Source organism: Dysosmobacter sp. Marseille-Q4140 (assembly GCA_018228705.1).
GTDB lineage: Bacteria > Bacillota > Clostridia > Oscillospirales > Oscillospiraceae > Oscillibacter.
This window is the reverse complement of the sequence record CP073694.1, coordinates 2,581,318-2,600,081: the sequence shown is the minus strand read 5'-3', so window position 1 is coordinate 2,600,081 and position 18,764 is coordinate 2,581,318. Positions and strand designations below refer to the sequence as shown.

The following is an 18,764-nucleotide window of genomic DNA, read 5'->3' as shown; positions in this document are numbered from 1 at the left end:
ACGGCTCGTCCGCGGATGGGCCGGGCGCCGGGATATGTGCAGTATAACACATTCCCTACTCTTGAACAATAGGCAAAACTGCGTTAAAATAGGACCCGTTACGAAGTTTTCTGCTGAAAAGAGGAAATCCGCCATGATGACACCCCGCGTCGCCGCCATCCACGATATGTCCGGCTTCGGCCGCTGCTCATTGACCGTGGCCATCCCCATCCTCTCCGCCATGGGCGTCCAGTGCTGCCCCCTGCCCACTGCTTTTCTCTCCACCCATACCGGCGGGTTCGAGGGCTTCACCTTCCTGGACATGACCGACGAGATGCCCAAGGTGGCCGCCCACTGGAAGCAGCTGGATCTGGGCTTCCGGGCCCTGTACAGCGGCTTTCTGGGCAGCGAGCGGCAGATCGGCATTGTGGAGGACTTTATCCAAAACTTCCGCGCCGACGGCACCATCGTGGTGGTGGACCCGGTCATGGGCGACCATGGGAAGGTCTACCAGACCTACACCCCTGCCATGTGCGCCGGCACCGCCCACCTGGCCGCCCAGGCCGACGTCATCACCCCCAACCTCACCGAGGCAGCCCTGCTGCTGGGCATCCCCTACGAGGACCTGCCCGCCGGAGAGGCCGGCTGCCGGGAGATCGTGGAAAAGCTGAGCCTGGAGGGCCGGCGCTCCGTGGTGCTGACCGGTGCCGCCGCCGGAGAGGACGCCACCGGCGCCGTGTGCTTTGACGCCGCCGACGGCCGCGTCCACACCGTCCAGACGGAGCGGGTGCCCCGGGAATTCCACGGCACTGGAGACGTGTTCGCCAGTGTCCTCACCGGCGCCCTGGTTCAGGGCGCCAGCCTGACCGAGGCCGCCCGGGCCGCCGTGGATTTCGTGAAGCTCTGCGCGGAGCGGACGGCAGCGGAGGGCCTGCCCATGCGGGAGGGCGTGGACTTCGAGCCCCTGCTGGGGGCGCTGACCGCCTGGGGGGCACGGACGTGAGCGCGTTTCCCTCCCTGCGGCGGCTCAACGGGCTGTACATCCTGCTGCACCTGGTCTACTGGGCCATGTTCGCAGCCTTTGCCGGATACCAGACCGCCCTGGTGCTGAACCGCGGCTTTTCCAGCGCGGACGCCGGGGTCTTTGTGGCCATCCGGTGTCTGGCGGGGATCTTTGCCCAGCCCCTGATCGGCAGCTGGGCCGACCGGCACCGGACGGTGCCTCTGAAACGGATTCTGGTGGTGTGCCTGCTGGCAGCCCTGGCCGTCAACGGCGTGCTGATCGCCGCCCGTCCCGGCTTCTGGGGCATGGCGGCCATCTTCCTGGCCCTGGGCGTGCTGGAACTCAACGCCTATCCCCTGCTGGACTCCATGGCGGTGCAGTTTATCAGCGTGGGGCTGGAGATACGGTACAGTCTGTGCCGGGGTCTCGGGTCTTTGTCCTATGCCGTGTCCTGCGTGCTGCTGGGACGGCAGGCGGCGGCCCTGGGGGTGGAGACGCTGCTGTGGACCCACCTGGGCCTGCTGATACTGATGATCCTGGTCTCCGCCGCCTTTCCGGCCTTCCCCCAGGAGGCGCTGCCGCCGCTGGCCGAGGGGGAGCGGCCCCACTCCGTGTGGTATCTGATCCGCTCCAGCCGCTCCTTTGCCTGGATGCTGGCGGCGGTGTTTTTCGCCCTGGCGGCGGTCATGCCCATCGTCAGCTTCATGGTCTCCCTGGTAGGCGAGCAGGGCGGCGACGAGAGCCATCTGGGCCTGGCCCTGTTTTTGATGGCCGCCTCGGAGCTGCCGGCAGCCCTGCTGTTCCCGGCCCTGCACCGGAGGCTGGGCAGCGGCGGAACTCTGGCGCTGTCCGTGGTGTTCATGGGGCTCAAGCCGCTCTTCTTCCTGCTGGCGCCGGACCTGTGGTGGCTGCTGGCGGTCCAGCCGGTCCAGATGCTGGGCTACGGCCTGTTCACCCCCGCCTCGGTATACTACGCCAACGAAAACGTGTCCCAGGCGGACCGGATCCAGGGCCAGTCGGTGATGATGATGGCCTCCAACGGCCTGGGGGCCATGTTCGGCAACCTCCTGGCGGGCTATGCCGTGGACTGGGGCGGCTGCGGCGCCATGCTGGGGCTGTGCCTTGGCCTGGGCGTCGTGGGTATGGTCTGCTGCGCCGTGTCATTGCGGACCGGACGGAGAAGATAAGCAGAACGCCCTCCGGCGCGAAGAATCGCGCCGGAGGGCGTCTTTCTATCGGTTCGTCTCCCGGACGTCCGTCCGACCCAGCAGATCATCCACGCTGACGCCGTAGAAGTCTGCCAGGGCACAGAGCACCTGGGGCGGGAGCATCCGCTGTCCGCTCTCATAATAGGCATAGGTCCGCTGGGGCACATTGATGGCCCGCCCCACCGCCGCATGGGTCAGGTCCGCGTCCTCCCGGAGGGCCCGAATCCGCTCAAATCGCCGTGTCTCCATCTCCATCACCGCTGTCAGTATAGTCAAGTACAGATTGTTCTATTGACCTTTTGAATAAGTTGTTTTAAACTGTCGGCAGTTCCGGTCTCCGTGAGGACCGGGGGCGATCCGGACCGTCCCGGTGAAAACTTTTACTTGACCTTCCCCCTGGGGGAGGGTATATCCTAGAAAGCAGAAACAGGCCGGCTGCCGGCCATACGCCCTGCGGGGCAGGAAAGGAAGAACACATATGAAGCAGCGAACCCGTTGGAGCGCCCTGCTGTTGGCGCTGACCCTGGCCCTGAGCCTGACGGTCTCCGCCGCCGCGGAGGAGACCACCGCGGATCCGGTGGAGGAGGCCATCGCCGCCGCGGCCACCTTCGGCGGTGCCGTCAGCATCCAGTATGCCCTGTGGCAGGACGGCGCCGTCACCGACACCGGCGCCAGCGGCGTCTACTCCAAGACGGAAAACCGGGCTCTGACCGAGGACAACCTCTACGGCATCGGCTCCGTCAGCAAGATCTACACCACCGTGGCGGTGATGCAGCTGGCGGAACAGGGCAAAGTGTCCCTGGACGCCCCGGTGACCCGCTACCTCAAGGACTTCCGGATGGCCGACAGCCGCTACAAGGACATCACCGTCCGGATGCTGCTGAACCACTCCTCCGGCATCATGGGCACGGGCCTGGCCGGCGCCATCCTCTTTGACGACGCCGACCCCTCCGCCACCGACGGTCTGCTGGAGGCCCTGTCCACCCAGCGGCTCATCGCCGATCCCGGCGCGTACAGCGTCTACTGCAACGACGGCTTCACCCTGGCGGAGCTGGTGGTGGAGGCCGTCAGCGGCATGGACTTCATGGATTACGTGGACCGGTACATCCTGGACCCCATCGGTCTGGACGACACCTACGCCCCCGGCGGCGACTTCGACACCGCCCGACTGGCCAAGACCTACTCCGGCAGCAGCACCGAGGCCCTGCCGGTGGACTCCCTGAACGCCATAGGCGCCGGCGGCCTGTACGCCACCGCCTCGGATCTGGCATCCTTCGGCGGCGCCCTGACCGGCACCAAGCTGCTCAAGGAGTCCTCCCTGGAGGCCATGGCCTATCCCGAGTACAGCCGCGGCATCTGGCCCGACGACACCCTGGATACCCTGGCCTACGGCCTGGGCTGGGACAACGTGGAGGGGTTCCCCTTCTGCCAGAGCGATATCACCGCCCTGACCAAGGGCGGCGACACCCTGCGCTATCACGCCGCCCTGGTGGTGCTGCCGGAGTACGGCATGGCGGCGGCGGTGGTCACCTCCGGCGGCACCTCCACCTATAACCAGCTGGCCGCCACGCAGATCCTGGCCGCCGCCCTGGCGGAGGAGGGCGTGAGCGTGGACCAGACCATCCCCGCCCTGCCGGAGGCGGAGCCCGCTCCCCTGCCGGCGGAGCTGAAGCAGTACGCCGGGTACTACGGCTCCACCTCCCTCCAGTACCACATCGAGCTGGCCGACGACGGCACGCTCACCATGACCTGCCCCACCTATCCCACCATGGTCCCGGCCCAGACCTTCACCTACTGCGCCGACGGCACCTTCCGGGATGCCACCGGCACCGCCGCGCTGTCCTTCGTGAAGGAGGACAACGGGGAGATCTACCTCTATCAGAAGGCCGTCTCCGCCCTGCCGGGCCTGGGGGCGCTGCCGGTGTCCAACTACGCGGCGGTGAAGCTGCCGGACAACGCAGTGACGGAGGAGGTCCAGGCCCTGTGGGACCAGGTCCTCACCATGAGCATCCTGCCCATGACTGAGAAATACAGCTCCCAGGTCTACCTGTCCCTCAGCGAGACCGCCGCCGAGGCCTCTGCGCCCATTCCGGGCTATCTGGGACCGGACCGGATCGCGGATGAGACCAGCGCCCTCTTTGCCGTGGCCCTGCCCGGCGTGGGCGGCCGGGACGGCATGGACTACACCCGTCAGGTCCGGGACGGCGTCACCTGGCTCACCGTCCGGGGCAGCGTCTACATGGAGGCCTCCGGCGCGCCGCAGCTCTTCACCGGCTCCGGCTGGGCCTACTCCACCATCCAGCCCGACGGCTACGCCCGCTGGTATCAGGTGGGCTCCGCCGCCGGAAAGACCATGACGGTCCAGGCGCCGGAGGACGCCGGCTTCTGGGTCTACGACGCCTCCGGCAAGGTGGCCGCCTCCTCCGTGCTGGGTGACACCGGCGCCGTGACGCTGCCGGAGGGCGGCATGGTGGTCTTTGCCGGCGAGGCCGGCGCCCGGTTCCACCTGCGCTTTGCCGCCTGAGCGGTCCAAATGCATCAAACGCCCCCGCTGCGAAAGCAGCGGGGGCGTCTTTCCTCTCTCAGCGCTCCGAGTGGGTCCAGGAGCGGGTCTGGTTATAGGGCTTGTAGGCGGAGGTCAGCACCTTTTCAAAGATAGGAGCATCCGGCTCCTCCACCCGGCGGAGGATCTGCTCCCCGGCGGCCTCGCCCAACTCCTCCACCGGCTGGATGATGGTGTCCATCTGGTCGGCATAGAGCGCGTAGACGTCGGAGTCGTAGTCCACAAAGCTGACTAGGTCGATGTCCTGGGCCAGCTGGATGCCCTTCTGGTGCAGGTAGATAATGGTCTCCGAGGCCATGAGGCCCTGGCAGACGATGATGGCGTCGCACTGGCGGTCCAGCAGCTCCTCCAGGCAGCCGGCGGCGCTCTTTTCCATGGAGTCGCCGTAGCGGATCAGATCCGGATCCTCCGGCAGTCCGCAGTCGGCCATGGCCTGCTGATAGGCGGAGATGCGCTCCGTGGTGGTGGACAGGCGGGGCAGGCCGCCGATGATGCCGATGCGGCGGTCGCCCTTTCCCGCCAGGCGGCAGACACTGCGGTAAATGGGCTGGAAGTTGGACACGCAGATGGAGGAGTACTTCTTCGCCGGGAAGGTCCGGTCCACCAGCACCACCGGGAAGCCGGCGGGGATCAGCGCGTCAAAGCGCTGGAAATCATCCATGGTGCTGGCGATCAGCAGTCCGTCCACCAGCCCGGCGGTCAGCAGGCGGATGTTGGTCTCTTCCCGCTCCATATTCTCCTTGGTGTTGGCGATGATCAGCTGATAGCCGTGGGCGGAGAGATAATTTTCCACCGCCTCGATCATGGTGGCGAAGAATTTATTGGCGATATCGGGCACAATAAAGCCGATGGTCCGCTTCTTTCCGGTGCGGAAGCTGCGGGCGGAGGCGTCCGGCGTGTAGCCCAGCTCCGCAATGGCCTTGTAGACCTTCTCCTTGGTCTCATTGGAGACGTAACGGGTGTTGTTGATGGTGTGGGAGACCGTGGCGGTGGAGACCCCCGCCAGCTTGGCCACATCCGAAATCGTAACTTTCATGGACCTCTTCCTTCTTTGCGCAAAGATGTGTTACCTTGCGTAAACAATTAGCTACTCCAGTATAGGACAGCTTTTCTCCGCCGTCAAGGCCTTTTTCCCCTTCAGTCCGGGATTTTTTTGGTTTTTCGTGGTTTTATTATTAAATATTCACAACCAACCTTCAAAAATGTTATCAGAAATGACGATTGTCAAATATCAAACAGTATGCTAGTATACCAATATAAACGATTACATGAAACGTTTGCGCAATCGTTTCAAATGGACGCCGAGGAGGCGTACCCGTATTTGTGAAAGGAGTCTTTCCATTATGAACACCAAAATCGGCATCAATGGCTTTGGCCGCATCGGCCGTCTGGTCTTCCGCGCTGCCCTGAACCGGGACGACGTGGAGGTCGTCGGCCTGAACGATCCCTTCATGAACCCCGAGTATATGGCCTATATGCTCAAGTACGACAGCGTGCACGGCAAGTTCCCCGGCGAGGTCTCTTCCGAGGACGGCGCTCTGATCGTCAACGGCAAGAAGTATCCCGTGTTCACCGCCATGGACGTCAAGGACATTCCCTGGGCCTCTGTGGGCGCTGAGTATATCTGCGAGTGCACCGGCAAGCACCTGAGCAAGGACCTGTGCCAGGGCCACATCGACGCCGGCGCCAAGCACGTCGTCATGGGTGCCCCCTCCAAGGACGACACCCCGATGTTCGTCATGGGCGTCAACCACACCAAGTACACCTCCGACATGACCTTCGTGTCCAACGCCTCCTGCACCACCAACTGCCTGGCTCCCATCGCCAAGGTCCTGCATGAGAACTTCGGCATCGTGGAAGGCCTGATGACCACCGTGCACTCCGTCACTCCCACCCAGAAGCTGCTGGACGGCGCTTCCCTGAAGGACTGGCGCGGCGGCCGTGCCGCTACCGGCAACATCATCCCCTCCTCCACCGGCGCCGCCAAGGCCGTGGGCAAGGTTATCCCCGAGCTCAACGGCAAGCTGACCGGTATGTCCATGCGCGTTCCCACCCTGGACGTGTCCGTCGTGGACCTGACCGCCAAGCTGGCTAAGCCCGCCACCTATGAGCAGATCTGCGAGGCCATGAAGGCCGCCTCCGAGGGCGAGCTGAAGGGCGTTCTGGGTTACACCGACGAGGACGTTGTCTCCTCCGACTTCCTGGGCGATCCCCGCACCTCCATCTTCGACAAGAAGGCCGGCATCGCTCTGACCGACACCTTCGTGAAGGTCGTCTCCTGGTACGACAACGAGTGCGGCTACTCCAACAAGATGGTGGACCTGATCCGCTACATGTCCTCTGTGGATCACAAGTAAGAAACGCCTTCGCGTTTTGTATAGTGCCGCGGCGGCCCGGACCGAATGGTCCGGACCGCTGTGTTTTTTGTAAAATACTTGCTGACGAAGATCTCTGGATCCCGACGGAGAGAGGGCAGAGTACTTCCGCGGCCAACAAGCCTATAGGGTAGTCCTTCCCGTAATCGCCCACCCCATGCAAAGCCGCAGCGCCCAACCGGTGATCCGGTCGGGTGCTGTTTTGTTCTTTCATATCCTCGGGCTGCTCTCTGTCAGCGAAAAACCGCGGCATATGCAGGAAAAGCGGAACCTAGCCAAGGCAGGCGCCTGCTTATCGCCGCAGGCGGGAACGCCCTCCTCTGCTCAGCAGCTTTGCCCCCATTCATCTCACCTTCCGCCTTTTCCCCTTATAAAAAACAAACCTCCGGCAGGCCGTGTCAAACAGACGGCCACCGCAGGCACTGATCGGTCCCCCATTCATAACACAACCCCCCGCTCGCTCCAACGACGAACGGGGGGTCTACTCCTGGATCGGATTTTCCAATACTGCTTACCTCTTGCTTTCTTCGGTTACCGTTCGGAAGCTTGGGAACAATGCTGGGGTAATGGGAAACTCAGGTTTGCCAATCCATAAAACATCAGGTACACGCAGACGTCTGCTCTGGTTCTTACCAAAACGCTTGTTCTCGTGTTGCTCATCAGAGTGAGGTGTGTTTCGTCTTTGGGTCTTCCGGAGTCTGCTGAGAATTTGCTGGGTTTTGAGGAATTCCTCTGTTCCGAACGGCGCTGGGATTCAGGATCATTTTGGGACCTCTGAGCTAGCTAGCCCATTGGACTCACTCCTTTCCTGTGTCTATAATGTACAATACTTTCTCTCTTTTGTCAATCCCTATTGTGAGATTTTACAATTTTCACAAAGGAATCACCTTTGGAAAAGCAAAACGCACAAATCTGCGGCCGGGGGTCTCACGCCTCCCGCAGGGTCCGGAGAAAGGCCGCCGGAGACAGCCCCCCGTCCTCCAGAAAGGCCTGCTGCAAAACCTCCAGGTTCTCCTCGCTGTGCTCGATCTCGCTGCACAGCCGCCGCACCGCCTCGGAGAGGCCGCACACGGCCGCCAGACGCCGGGCCAGGAGCACCATCAAAACGCACAGCTGCACCCGGCCCAGCAGGTCGCCGTCGTTGACCGCCTTGAGGGGATACCGGAACAGGAAGTATGTTCCCACCCGCTCCAACAGCCGCTCCGGCACGGGCACCGCCTCTGCCGTCTCCGCCCGGCGCAGCAGCTCCCGCCAGTCACCGTCCAGCGCCTCCAGTCCGGAGAGGACTTCCAGGACCCGTGGAAAGATCCCAGGGCCCTCCGGGAGTTCCACCGGGGGCGCCTCCCACACCTCCGCCAGGGCCGCCAGCTCCGCCGCCCGGTCCTCCTCCAGCAGGTCCTGGGCCTCCAGCGCCAGCAGCAAGACCCCCTCCAGCCGCTCTCGGAGGGGCCGGGAGCGGTCCGTCAGCTCCCGGAGCATCCGGTCCCGCAGGGGCACCAGACCCGTGAGCCACGGGTCCCCCGGCTCCTCCGGCTCCGCCGTCTCCGTCTCCCGGAAGGTCAGGGGCGCGTCAGACCCCAGCAGCAGCGCCAGCGCCGCCGGGCAGGAGGCGCACAGCGTCACCTCCCGGAAGGGGCCGTAGTCCTCCGTGAAGCGGGGATGGCTGCGGCAGGTGACGGAGGTGGACTCCGGACCCAGCTGCCGGTGGATCTCGCAGAGGTTTTCTCCATCCAGAAAGGGACACCGCCCGCCGGAGAGGGGAAAGCAGACATCCCCCTCCGCGTCCGTCTCCATGGCGGCGCGGAGCTTCTCCCCCAGATCCCCCGGGACGGCATCATAGAGGCGAGCCGTCTCCTCGTCGATGACCACCTCCCACTTCTCGCAGCAGGTGTGGGGGCACTCCCCCGCCAGACAGTGAAACTGCTCATAGTAGTCCGGTACGCGGATGCGCATGGTGTCCTCCTCTCACTCCGGCAGCTGCTCCGGGCGGAGCAAGCGGAAGTGGTTTTTGTGGAATTCCAGGACCCCCTCGTCCCGGAGACGGCTCAGCACCGCCGACAGGGCGCTGCGGTCCACCGCCAGATAGTCCGCCAGCTGTTGGCGGTCCAGGGGGATGTCGAAGGCCGGTCCCCCGGCCCGGAGGGCCTGGGCGGAGAGGAAGCTGAGCACCTTGTCCCGGGTGGTGCGGCGGGCCATGTGGCCCATCTTCCGCGTCAGGGCCAGGTTCCGCCCGGCCAGCAATGCCAGCAGGTTCCGGGACAGCTGCGCGTGGGCGGCGCAGCCCCGGCCGCAGCCGGCCACCGCCCGGCCGGCGTCCAGAAACAGCACCTCCGTCTCTACCGCCGCCAGGGCGGAGACCTCCAGCGGCTCCGAGCCCAGGCAGGCGTAGGACTCGGCGAACACCTCCCCGCTCTCCGCCAGACCCACGATGGTCCGGTTGCCCCAGAAGTCCTCCCGGACGATGTGGACGGCGCCGGAGAGCACCAGGCCAAGCCGCTGCGCCAGGTCCCCCCGGCGCAGGATCAGCTCCCCCCGCCGGTATCGGCGCCGGGCGGCGCCCATGCAATCCAGGAGCGCGTTCAGCTCCTCCGAGGGAATGCCCCGGAACAGGGGCGAGACGGCCATGGCCGGGGTGATCTCCATATGCGTTTCCCTTTCTTTCGTTGGAAATCCAACAGACTATTCCCTTCTATTGTAGGATACTGTGTCCAGAAAGGCAAGGGGAAACCCGTTTGAAATGAAAAAAAGGAGAAACACTATGGTACGCAGGATCATTGAGATCGATCAGGAAAAATGCAACGGCTGCGGCGCCTGCGCCGCGGCCTGTCACGAGGGCGCCATCGGCATGGTGGACGGCAAGGCCAAGCTGCTGCGGGACGACTACTGCGACGGCCTGGGCGACTGCCTGCCCACCTGTCCCACCGGGGCCATCACCTTTGTGGAGCGGGAGGCCGCCCCCTATGACGAGGCAGCGGTCCAGGCCAAAAAGGCCGCCGGAGACACGCTGCCCTGCGGCTGCCCCGGCTCCATGACGCAGACCCTGTACCCGGCGGAGGAGGCTCCTCACGGCTGTCCCGGCTCCCGGACACAGGACCTGACTTCCGACGGCACCCATCACCCGGTCCCCCCGGCGGCGGAGGGTCCCGTGTCCTGCCTGCGGCAGTGGCCGGTACAGATCAAGCTGCTGCCGGTGGAGGCGCCCTTCTATCAGGGGGCAAAGCTCCTGATCGCCGCCGACTGCACCGCCTTTTCCCGGGCGGACTTCCACCAGCGCTTCATGCGGGGCCGGATCACCCTGATCGGCTGCCCCAAGCTGGACGAGGGCGACTACGCCGAAAAGCTCACGGAGATCATTCGCCGCAACGACATCCGGGAGGTCACGGTGGTGCGGATGGAAGTTCCCTGCTGCGGCGGCATCCAGCGGGCCGTGGAGACGGCCCTGCGCAACAGCGGCAAGTTCATTCCTTGGCAGGTGGTGACACTGGGCCGGGATGGAAATATTCTGGATTAAAGGAGATATGGATATGAACGCGATCGTCAGCGACGCCTGCATCGGCTGCGGCCTGTGCGAGGGCACCTGCCCGGATGTGTTCCACATGGGAGACGACGGGCTGGCCCACGGCAGCGGCGTGCCTGCGGGCCAGGAGGATCTGGCCCGGGAGGCCCGGGACAACTGCCCCGTGTCCGCCATCACCATTGAGGAATAAGAACAGCGGGGCCCGCGCCGGATCGGCGCGGGCCCCGCTGTATCGTCATCATAGTCATCGTCTCATCTGTCGCCGGGCCGCCTCAGGGGGCGCGGCGTTTTTCCTGGTACATCCGGCGGTCCGCCTGGTCCAGCAGCTCCCGCAGCATTTCCACTGAGGGGGAGAACTGGTCCGTGTAGGCATAGCCAAAGTCCGCCTCCGCCACCGGCACCAGAGCCGCCCGCAGCTCCTCGATCTTCCGGCAGACAATATCCTCCCCGCAGTCCAGCAGGATGACCACGAACTCGTCGCCGCCCAGACGGATCACCGAGTCCTGGCCCCGGACATGCTCACCCAGCACCCGGGCCACCTGCTCCAGCGTCCGGTCTCCGGCCAGGTGGCCGAAGGTGTCATTGACCTCCTTGAAGCGGCGCAGGTCCATCATGATGACACCCACCCGGGTCAGCCGGTCCATCTGGCGGCGCAAAAACACAAAATCGTTGAGATAACGGCGGTTGAACACCTGGGTCAGCTCGTCCCGGTACAGCTCTTCACGGGCGGCAGACGCCTTTTCCAGGGAGAAGTGCCCGCGCCGCCGCTCCACCAAATGGGAAGGCGCCCAGCCGGCCAGCTCCAGAACCAGGGGCACTTCCCGGCCGTTTTCCGTCAAAAACAGCGGGCGGGACAGGGCGTGGACCGGACGGCGATGGTCCGGGCTCTCGCCGCTGACTCCACCAGGAGTGTCCAACAGTACGTACAATTCATCCCAGGGCCCCCGCTCCAGCCTGTCCTCAGATATGGGTGTCAGCCGCTCTTCCGCCGCCGGATCCAGCAGGCGCACCACCTCAAACAGACGTTCCATCTCCCGAACCAACAGGCACAGCTCTCTTGTTGTGTAGCGGTCTCCGCTCTTCATGGGACCTCCTTCTGGCGCAGGGGCGTCCATCTTTTCTTTGCTCGTACCATTATACAGGCAGCGCGCAGAAAAGGCAAGCATGTACATTGGCAGATCCTTACAAATATATTACCCGCTTTCTAGGGATTATGTCAAATTTGTGTGCATATGTAACCAAATCGCTCGAAAAAAACCTTGTTTTTTGTCAAAAATATGCAAGGAAAAATGTTCACCTTCAGTGAACACCCCCCGTCCTGCAGGACGGGGGGTGCTGCAGACCAAGAGGCGCTCACTCCTCCCGCCGGAACACAGGCATGGACCAGCCCCGATGATCCGTGTGGAGCAGATGATGGGACTTCTCTCCCAGGGGCGCCCCCAAAAACTCCCGGTACAGCGCCTGTACGTCGGGGTTTTCGTGGGAGAAGCGGACGGGCGCGTCGGCATCCAGCTGCCACAGGCGCGCGCCTCGCTCGGCGGCCAGCTCCTCGCCCTCGTGGATGGGCTGACCGCCGCCGCCGGCACAGCCGCCGGGACAGGCCATGACCTCCACAAAATCGTACTCCGCGCGGCCCTTCTCCAGGGCCTCCATCAGATGGCGGGTATTGCCCAGGCCGCTGACCACGGCCACCTTCACCTCCCCGGCGCCGGGGATCGTATAGGTCGCCTCCTTCCAGGGCTTGTCTCCCCGGACCTCTGCGAAGGCGTCCGGATCCGGGTTCCGGCCGGTCACCAGGAAGTAGGCGCTGCGCAGGGCCGCGTCCATGACGCCGCCGGTGGCGCCGAAGATCACCGCCGCGCCGGTGCCGGAGCCCAGGGGCGAGTCGAAGCTCTCCTCCGGAAGGTCGGCGGGCACGATGTGCTCGCTGCGCAGCAGCCGCCCCAGCTCCCGGGTGGTCAGCACAACGTCCACGTCCGGATCGCCGCAGGCATCGGCCATGGTGGGCAGGCGGCACTCGCTTTTTTTGGAGATGCAGGGCATCACCGACACCACGAACATCCTGTGGGGATCGATGCCCTTGCGCTGGGCGAAATAGCTCTTGGCCATGGCGCCGAACATCTGCTGGGGGGACTTGGCGGTGGAGAGATTGTCCGTGTAGGCGGGGAACTGCCCCTTCACGAACCGTACCCAGCCGGGGCAGCAGGAGGTGAACATGGGCCAGGCGTACTGATCCCGGTGAGTGAAGCGGTGGAGGAACTCGCTGCCCTCCTCCATGATGGTCAGGTCTGCGGTGAAGTTGGTGTCAAACACGTAGTCAAAGCCCACCCGCCGCAATGCCGCCACCATGCGGCCGGTGGTGGCGAAGGCCGGGTCCAGCCCAAAGCTCTCCGCCCAGGCCACCCGCACCGCCGGGGCCACCTGGATGACGGTGGTGATATTGGGGTCCTCCAGGGCCCGGAACACGGCGTTGGTGTCGTCCCGGGCCGTCAGGGCGCCGGTGGGGCAGTGGGTGACGCACTGGCCGCAGTAAGTGCAGTCGGTGTTTTTCAGCAGGCGGTTGAAGCTGACGTCCACGGTGGTCCGGGAGCCGGTGCCCGCCACATCCCAGATGTGCATACCCTGTACCTTGTCGCAGATCTGAACGCAGCGCATGCACTTGATGCACTTGCCCGCCTCCCGGATCAGGGGGGCGTCCAGGTCGATCCGGGACCGCTCAGGCTTGACGGCATAAGGCTGGTAGTGGATATTCAGCTCCTGGGAGAGGGTCTGGAGCTCACAGTTGCCGCTGCGGATACAGGTGGTGCAGCTGGTGTCGTGCTGGCTGAGCAGCAGACGCAGGTTGGTCCGCCGGGCCCGGCGGACCCGGGGGCTGTTGGTGGAAATCACCATACCCTCCAGCACCACATTGTCGCAGGCAGTGACCAGCCGCTCGATGCCCTCCACCTCCACCACGCACATGCGGCAGGCGGCGATCTCGTTGATGCCCTTCAGATAGCACAGGTGGGGGATGGGGATGCCGGCGGAGCGGGCGGCGTCCAGGATGGTGGTGCCCGCCTGCACGGAGACGGCGCGGCCGTCGATGATCGCATTTACCATTTTTCCACACGTCCTCCCTTGAAAACTCCATATCCGAAGTGGTCGCACCGCAGGCAGCGGGAGGACTCCTGCTCCGCCTCCTCCGCGGTCAGGCCGCACTCGATACAGGTGAAGTCATGCTTGCGCTCGCAGGCGTCCCGCTCGGTGGTGTTGACCCGGCCCCGGGGCTTGAGGTCGGAGAACCGGGGCGCCGGCACCTGGACGGGCGAGGCGATCTCGTGGTGGAAGCCCAGGTACTCGTCGATGTTGGCGGCCGCCGCCTTGCCGGCGGCGATGGCCCGGATGACCGTGGCGGGGCCGGTGACGCAGTCGCCTCCGGCGAACACACCCTCCAGATCCGGCAGCTTGGTGTCGGACCCGGCCAGCAGCGTGCCGCCCCGCTGGATCACCACGCCGGACTGCTCAAAGCCCAGGGACTCCACGCCCTGTCCGATGGCCACGATGATGACGTCCGCCTCAATGCGGCGCTCCGCCGCCCGGGCGGTGCCGGGCTTGGGACGGCCCTGGCGGTCCATCTCGCCGATGATCTGGGGCTGAGTCCAGAGGGCCACGGCGTTGCCGCTATCGTCGCTCTCGATCCGCACCGGGGCGTGGAGGGTCAGCAACTCGGCCCCCTCGGCCTCGGCGCCCTCCACCTCCTCGGGCAGGGCGGTCATGTCCTCCTTCCGGCGGCGGTAGACGCAGGTGACCTTCTCGGCTCCCAGACGGATGGCGCTGCGGGTCACGTCCATGGCCACGTTGCCGCCGCCGATGACCACCACCCGCTTGCCGGTGAAATCCGGCTTTTCGCCGTCACCGATGCCCCGCAGCAGCTCCACCGCAGAGACGACGCCGCGGCTGTTCTCGCCCTCGATGCCGGTCTTTTTGTCCGTGTGGGCGCCGATGGCCAGGTACAGGCAGTCGTACTCCTGCTTCAGCTGATCCAGCGTCACGTCGGTGCCCACGTTGATGTCGGTATGTACCTCAATGCCCAGGGACAGGATCGAGGCGATCTCGGCGTCCAGCAGCGTCCGGGGGAAGCGGTAGTCGGGGATGCCGTAGCGCAGCATGCCGCCCAGGGCCTTCCGCTTTTCGTAGACGGTGACGCTGTGGCCCATGAGGGCCAGATAGTATGCGGCGGAGAGGCCGCCGGGGCCGCCGCCGATGACGGCCACCTTCTTCCCCGTGGCCGGGGCGCAGGGGGGCTGGGGCACCTGGCCGGCCTGGTCCACGGCGTAGCGCTTCAGGGCCCGGATATTCACCGCGTCGTCCACCATGCGGCGGCGGCAGCGGGCCTCGCAGGGGTGCTCGCAGATGTAGGCACAGGCCACCGGGAAGGGGTTGTCCTTGCGGATCAATCGCACGGCGTCGGCATAGCGTCCGGCGTGGACCAGGGCGATGTAGCCGGGGATATCCACGCCCGCGGGACACAGCGCCACGCAGGGCACCGGGTTTTTCAGGCTCCCCAGGCACCGGTGGCGGAGGATGTGCTCCTCATAGTCGTCCCGGAAGCCCTGGAGGCCCATGAGCACCAGCTGGGCGGCATTGATGCCGATGGCGCAGTCAGCGGTGTCCACGATGGTCTGGGCGGTCTGCTCAATGCGGCGGAGGATCTGAATGTCCGGCTGGCCGTCCAGTACCTCCCGCAGCATCTGGGCCAGCTGCCCAAGACCGATCCGGCAGGGCACGCACTTGCCGCAGGTCTGGGCGTGGCACAGCTCCAGGAAGTTCAGAGCCATGTCGATGGGACACAGGCCCGGGGGGCTGGAGGCGATCCGGTGCTCTACATTCCGGTAGAGCTGATCCACCACCGCCTGGGCCTGGCTGGGGGTCTTGATATCCAGTCTGCTCATGGGGCGTTCACTCCTTTTTCCTCAACCTGTGCCGTCCGGCAAAGCCGGGCGGCGTTCCTCCTTGTTTAAGCATACCGGATTTTTGTGGAATGTGCAATAAAGCGGCAGAAAAATGGCGGCAAAATTCCGTAAAACTTTTACCATCTTCTTTATCCAAAAACACGACGGCGGCGTTTCTTTCTTGCGCCGGTCCCGGGAGACTGATATACTGGGGAAAATCATCGAAAGCGGGGGGACTGGCTATGGACAAAGCGGAGACATACCGATATCTGGACAGCCGGGGCATCGCCTATGAGGTCACGGAGCACCCGGCTGTGTACAGCATGGCCCAGCTGGACCAGGTGGCGCTGCCCTACCCGGCGGACGACGCCAAAAACCTCTTCGTCCGGGACGACAAAAAACGGGCGTACTACCTCATCACTGTCCGTGGGGACAAGCGGGTGGATCTGAAGGCGTTCCGCCGCCGCCATGGCACCCGGCCGCTGACCTTTGCCTCGGCGGAGGATCTGGCGGCGCTGCTGAAGCTGACCCCCGGGTCCGTGACGCCCCTGGGCCTGCTGAACGACACGGAGCGCCGGGTGACATGGTTCCTGGACCGGGACTTTACCGGCCGCATCGGCGTCCACCCCAACGACAACACCGCCACCGTCTGGATGCAGGCGGCGGACCTGGCGGATCTCATCCGGGACCACGGCAATCCGGTCCATCCGGCGGACATGGAATAACATGGAATAAGAGGAAGGCGCGGGGCCCCACCTGTCCGGGGCTCCGCGCCGTGTCGTTTTGTCCTCAGGTATTGTCCCGGCTGATGGGCTCCCGGATCAGCAGCCGCCGCAGAGCGGTGGCGTTGAAGGGGATCAGGGGGTAGAGATAGGCCTTGCCCACCAGGGGCTTGGTGGTGGCCAGCAATATCAGAATCCCCAGGGAGCCCAGGAAGAAGCCCCATGCGTCGAACACCGCCGTGACCAGCAGCAGCGTCACCCGCAGCAGCTTGAAGGCGTAGCCCAGCTCATAGCTGGGCTGGGCAAAGCCCGCCACCGACACGAAGGCCATATACACCAGCACCTCCGGCCCCAGCCACCCGGCCTGGACGGCGAAGTCGCCCAGGATCAGCGCCCCCAGCATGGAGAAGGAGCTGGAGAGGGAATCCGGCGTGTTGAGGGACGCCAGCTTCAGCACGTCGATCAGAAACTCCACCACCAGCAGCTGCCACAAAAGGTCCAGGGACGCCGGCTCCGGGGAGGACAGGAAGTCCAGCCATCCCGGCAGCCGCCCCGGCTCGTTGACCATCATATACCAGGCGGGCGTGATGAACAGCGAGATCAAAAACACGATGATCCTCAGCACCCGCAGGTAGGTGCCCACCAGGGGCGGGAAGTAGAACTCGTTGGCCTCCTGGGTAAAGTCGAAAAAGGAGGTGGGCAGAATCATCACCGACGGGGAGTTGTCCACCATGACGATGATATACCCCTCCATGACGCAGGCGGCGGCAGTGTCCGGCCGCTCGGTGTAGCGGACCTTGGGAAAGGGGTTGTACCACTGCTTGGGCCGGATGCTCTCCGACACGCTCTCCTGCCCCATGCTGAGGGATCGCATCTTGATCCCCCGCAGCTTCTCCCGGACCTGCTCTAAAAGCTCCTGGTCCACCCGGTCGTCCAGATAGCACAGCACCACGTCGTTGTGGCTGCGGGTGCCCACCTTCATGCCCTCCATGGTCAGGTGGGGGTCCCGGATGCGGCGGCGCAGCAGGGCCATGTTGGGCACCACCGCCTCGATGAAGCCGTCGTGGGCACCCCGGAGGACCTTGCCGTCCAGCGGCTCCGCCACCCCCCGGCTGGGGTACTCCTTGGCGTCGATCAGCGCCGCGCCCCGGGCTCCCTCCAGCAGCAGCAGGCTTTTGCCCAGCAGCACCGAGGTGACGATGTCGTCCCGGTCGAAGCTGACCTCCACCTCCATGAATGTGACGAACCGGTCGGTGAACTCCTGCATCTTTGTGATGGTCCCCACCTGCTCCGGCTTCAGGGACAGCCAGAAGGCCCCCATCCGCTCCAGGATGGCGTCGCCGCCGAAGCCGTCGATGACCCAGATCCGCCCCCGTCGGCCGCCGATCTGCAAATCCCGGCAAACCATGTCGCAGCTGCGGCCGGCGCCCAGGGTCTCATCGAACCAGCGGACGTTATCTGCATAGTGTTCTGAAATCTGTTCCATGCGGCACCTCCATTGCTCAAGCAAAACCCGCCGGACCGCGGGCCTCCGCGGTCCGTATCAGGGGTAGTATGTGCCGCCGGAGCGTGCCGTATCCCATTCCTTTCAGTTATATTCACATCTGTTTCTACAATTTGTTATGGATCTTGACAAAAAGAGACCGCCCGCAGGCGGTCTCTTTCACAGATATGCAGGAAAGCGCCGGCGGGGCAGGCACTCTCACGCCGTCTGCCGGACCGGCTCCAGATGCTCCCGGGCAAAGTCCCGGAAGGCATCGCCGATGAGCGCCTGGCCGGCGGAGTTGGGGTGGGTGCCGTCCTCGCACAGAAGCTGACCAAGGTGGCCGTGGGCCAGGAAGGCCCCCCGGATGTCCACCAGCGGGGTCTCCGTCTGCCGGGCCAGCTGCTCCACCGCCCGGGAGTAGTTCTCCTGATGGGCGTAGATGTTGGTGAGGCTGCCCAGCCAGCGGCGCACCGCCGCCTGGTCCAGCTTGCCGCACCACCAATGGAAAAACCGCTCCGGCTCCAGCGGCGGCAGGGTGGTCAGCACCGGCGTGATGCCGTGGAGCCGCAGCTGGGCGATCATCTCCCGATACCGCTGCAAAAACTCCTCCAGGGGCACGTTGGGCCGGTGGTCCCCCTCCGGGTCCGCCGCCACCTGGTCCCAGCGGAAGTCGCAGTCGTTGCCGCCGAAATCCATCACCACCGCGTCGCAGGGCGTCTCCCGCTCCAGCAGCCGCTCCAGCAGCCGCTCCCCCTTCACCACCGTGGCGCCGAAGTGGGAGCCGTTTTTCACCGTCAGTCCGAAGTCCCGCTCCAGGCCGGGAATGCCGATCTCGTTCCGGGTGACGTACCGCCCGGTGGCGGGCTCCACCTGGATGCCCTTGAGGATGGAGTCCCCTAGCAGCTGGATCTGCGATACACGTTTCATAGCAAGACCTCCAAACCGTGTAATCTAGTTTCTAAAACTATATTATGCGGTTT

At 64.8% G+C, this 18,764-nt stretch carries 17 protein-coding genes; 7 read left to right on the top strand and 10 right to left on the bottom strand.

Annotation, left to right across the window (positions count from 1 at the left end; all coding sequences use genetic code 11):
* Window positions 1-133 precede the first annotated feature (133 nt).
* Together KFE19_12850 and KFE19_12845 are read left to right on the top strand one after the other, a co-directional pair.
* Window positions 134-982 (top strand): pyridoxamine kinase, encoded by an 849-nt coding sequence (locus KFE19_12850; protein QUO37267.1) that lies wholly within the window; start codon window positions 134-136, stop codon window positions 980-982.
* A complete protein-coding gene (locus KFE19_12845) occupies window positions 979-2,169 on the top strand; it encodes an MFS transporter (GenBank protein QUO37266.1) in 1,191 nt (396 codons plus the stop codon). The genes KFE19_12850 and KFE19_12845 overlap by 4 nt, the downstream gene beginning before the upstream one ends.
* 45 nt (window positions 2,170-2,214) lie before the next feature.
* Here the strand turns inward: KFE19_12845 and KFE19_12840 are convergent, their stop codons facing one another.
* Entirely contained in the window at window positions 2,215-2,439 is a 225-nt protein-coding gene (locus KFE19_12840) for a helix-turn-helix transcriptional regulator (protein ID QUO39627.1), read from the bottom strand.
* A gap of 229 nt (window positions 2,440-2,668) precedes the next feature.
* Between KFE19_12840 and KFE19_12835 the strand changes: the two genes are divergently transcribed.
* On the top strand, window positions 2,669-4,714 hold the full coding sequence (locus KFE19_12835; GenBank protein QUO37265.1) for a beta-lactamase family protein: 2,046 nt from the start codon (window positions 2,669-2,671) through the stop codon (window positions 4,712-4,714).
* 58 nt (window positions 4,715-4,772) lie between these two features.
* On the opposite strand, the gene KFE19_12830 is transcribed toward KFE19_12835, so the two are convergent.
* Window positions 4,773-5,789 carry a LacI family DNA-binding transcriptional regulator gene (locus KFE19_12830; protein QUO37264.1) on the bottom strand — a complete coding sequence of 339 codons (1,017 nt, stop codon included), beginning with the start codon at window positions 5,787-5,789 and terminating at the stop codon, window positions 4,773-4,775.
* Between the two features lie 307 nt (window positions 5,790-6,096).
* Between KFE19_12830 and gap the strand changes: the two genes are divergently transcribed.
* On the top strand, window positions 6,097-7,110 hold the full coding sequence (gene gap / locus KFE19_12825) for a type I glyceraldehyde-3-phosphate dehydrogenase (protein ID QUO37263.1): 1,014 nt from the start codon (window positions 6,097-6,099) through the stop codon (window positions 7,108-7,110).
* 945 nt (window positions 7,111-8,055) lie between these two features.
* Here gap and fliB read toward each other — a convergent pair.
* Both fliB and KFE19_12815 read right to left on the bottom strand, forming a co-directional pair.
* Window positions 8,056-9,081 carry a flagellin lysine-N-methylase gene (fliB, locus tag KFE19_12820; protein QUO37262.1) on the bottom strand — a complete coding sequence of 342 codons (1,026 nt, stop codon included), beginning with the start codon at window positions 9,079-9,081 and terminating at the stop codon, window positions 8,056-8,058.
* 12 nt (window positions 9,082-9,093) lie between these two features.
* A complete protein-coding gene (locus tag KFE19_12815) occupies window positions 9,094-9,771 on the bottom strand; it encodes a Crp/Fnr family transcriptional regulator (GenBank protein QUO37261.1) in 678 nt (225 codons plus the stop codon).
* A 115-nt stretch (window positions 9,772-9,886) separates the two neighbouring features.
* Here KFE19_12815 and KFE19_12810 point away from each other — a divergent pair, with 115 nt between their 5' ends.
* Both KFE19_12810 and KFE19_12805 read left to right on the top strand, forming a co-directional pair.
* Window positions 9,887-10,639, top strand: coding sequence for a 4Fe-4S binding protein (locus tag KFE19_12810; protein QUO37260.1), 753 nt, complete (start codon window positions 9,887-9,889; stop codon window positions 10,637-10,639).
* A 13-nt stretch (window positions 10,640-10,652) separates the two neighbouring features.
* Window positions 10,653-10,835: a ferredoxin gene (locus KFE19_12805; protein QUO37259.1), complete on the top strand. Its 183-nt coding sequence runs from the start codon at window positions 10,653-10,655 to the stop codon at window positions 10,833-10,835.
* 82 nt (window positions 10,836-10,917) lie between these two features.
* Here KFE19_12805 and KFE19_12800 read toward each other — a convergent pair whose 3' ends face one another.
* From KFE19_12800 to KFE19_12785, 4 genes are all read right to left on the bottom strand, one after another.
* Window positions 10,918-11,730, bottom strand: a complete 813-nt coding sequence (locus KFE19_12800; protein ID QUO37258.1) for a GGDEF domain-containing protein — start codon at window positions 11,728-11,730, stop codon at window positions 10,918-10,920.
* A 268-nt stretch (window positions 11,731-11,998) separates the two neighbouring features.
* A complete protein-coding gene (locus KFE19_12795) occupies window positions 11,999-13,744 on the bottom strand; it encodes a [FeFe] hydrogenase, group A (GenBank protein QUO37257.1) in 1,746 nt (581 codons plus the stop codon).
* Entirely contained in the window at window positions 13,738-15,576 is a 1,839-nt protein-coding gene (locus KFE19_12790; protein ID QUO37256.1) for an FAD-dependent oxidoreductase, read from the bottom strand. Before KFE19_12790 ends, KFE19_12795 begins: the two co-directional genes overlap by 7 nt.
* A gap of 7 nt (window positions 15,577-15,583) precedes the next feature.
* Window positions 15,584-15,733 carry a hypothetical protein gene (locus KFE19_12785; protein ID QUO37255.1) on the bottom strand — a complete coding sequence of 50 codons (150 nt, stop codon included), beginning with the start codon at window positions 15,731-15,733 and terminating at the stop codon, window positions 15,584-15,586.
* A gap of 85 nt (window positions 15,734-15,818) precedes the next feature.
* Here KFE19_12785 and KFE19_12780 point away from each other — a divergent pair, with 85 nt between their 5' ends.
* Entirely contained in the window at window positions 15,819-16,301 is a 483-nt protein-coding gene (locus tag KFE19_12780) for a prolyl-tRNA synthetase associated domain-containing protein (GenBank protein ID QUO37254.1), read from the top strand.
* Between the two features lie 64 nt (window positions 16,302-16,365).
* Here the strand turns inward: KFE19_12780 and KFE19_12775 are convergent, their stop codons facing one another.
* Window positions 16,366-17,784 carry a spore germination protein gene (locus KFE19_12775; protein ID QUO37253.1) on the bottom strand — a complete coding sequence of 473 codons (1,419 nt, stop codon included), beginning with the start codon at window positions 17,782-17,784 and terminating at the stop codon, window positions 16,366-16,368.
* Window positions 17,785-18,000: 216 nt separating this feature from the next.
* Window positions 18,001-18,711 carry an SGNH/GDSL hydrolase family protein gene (locus tag KFE19_12770; GenBank protein ID QUO37252.1) on the bottom strand — a complete coding sequence of 237 codons (711 nt, stop codon included), beginning with the start codon at window positions 18,709-18,711 and terminating at the stop codon, window positions 18,001-18,003.
* Window positions 18,712-18,764: the final 53 nt, after the last annotated feature.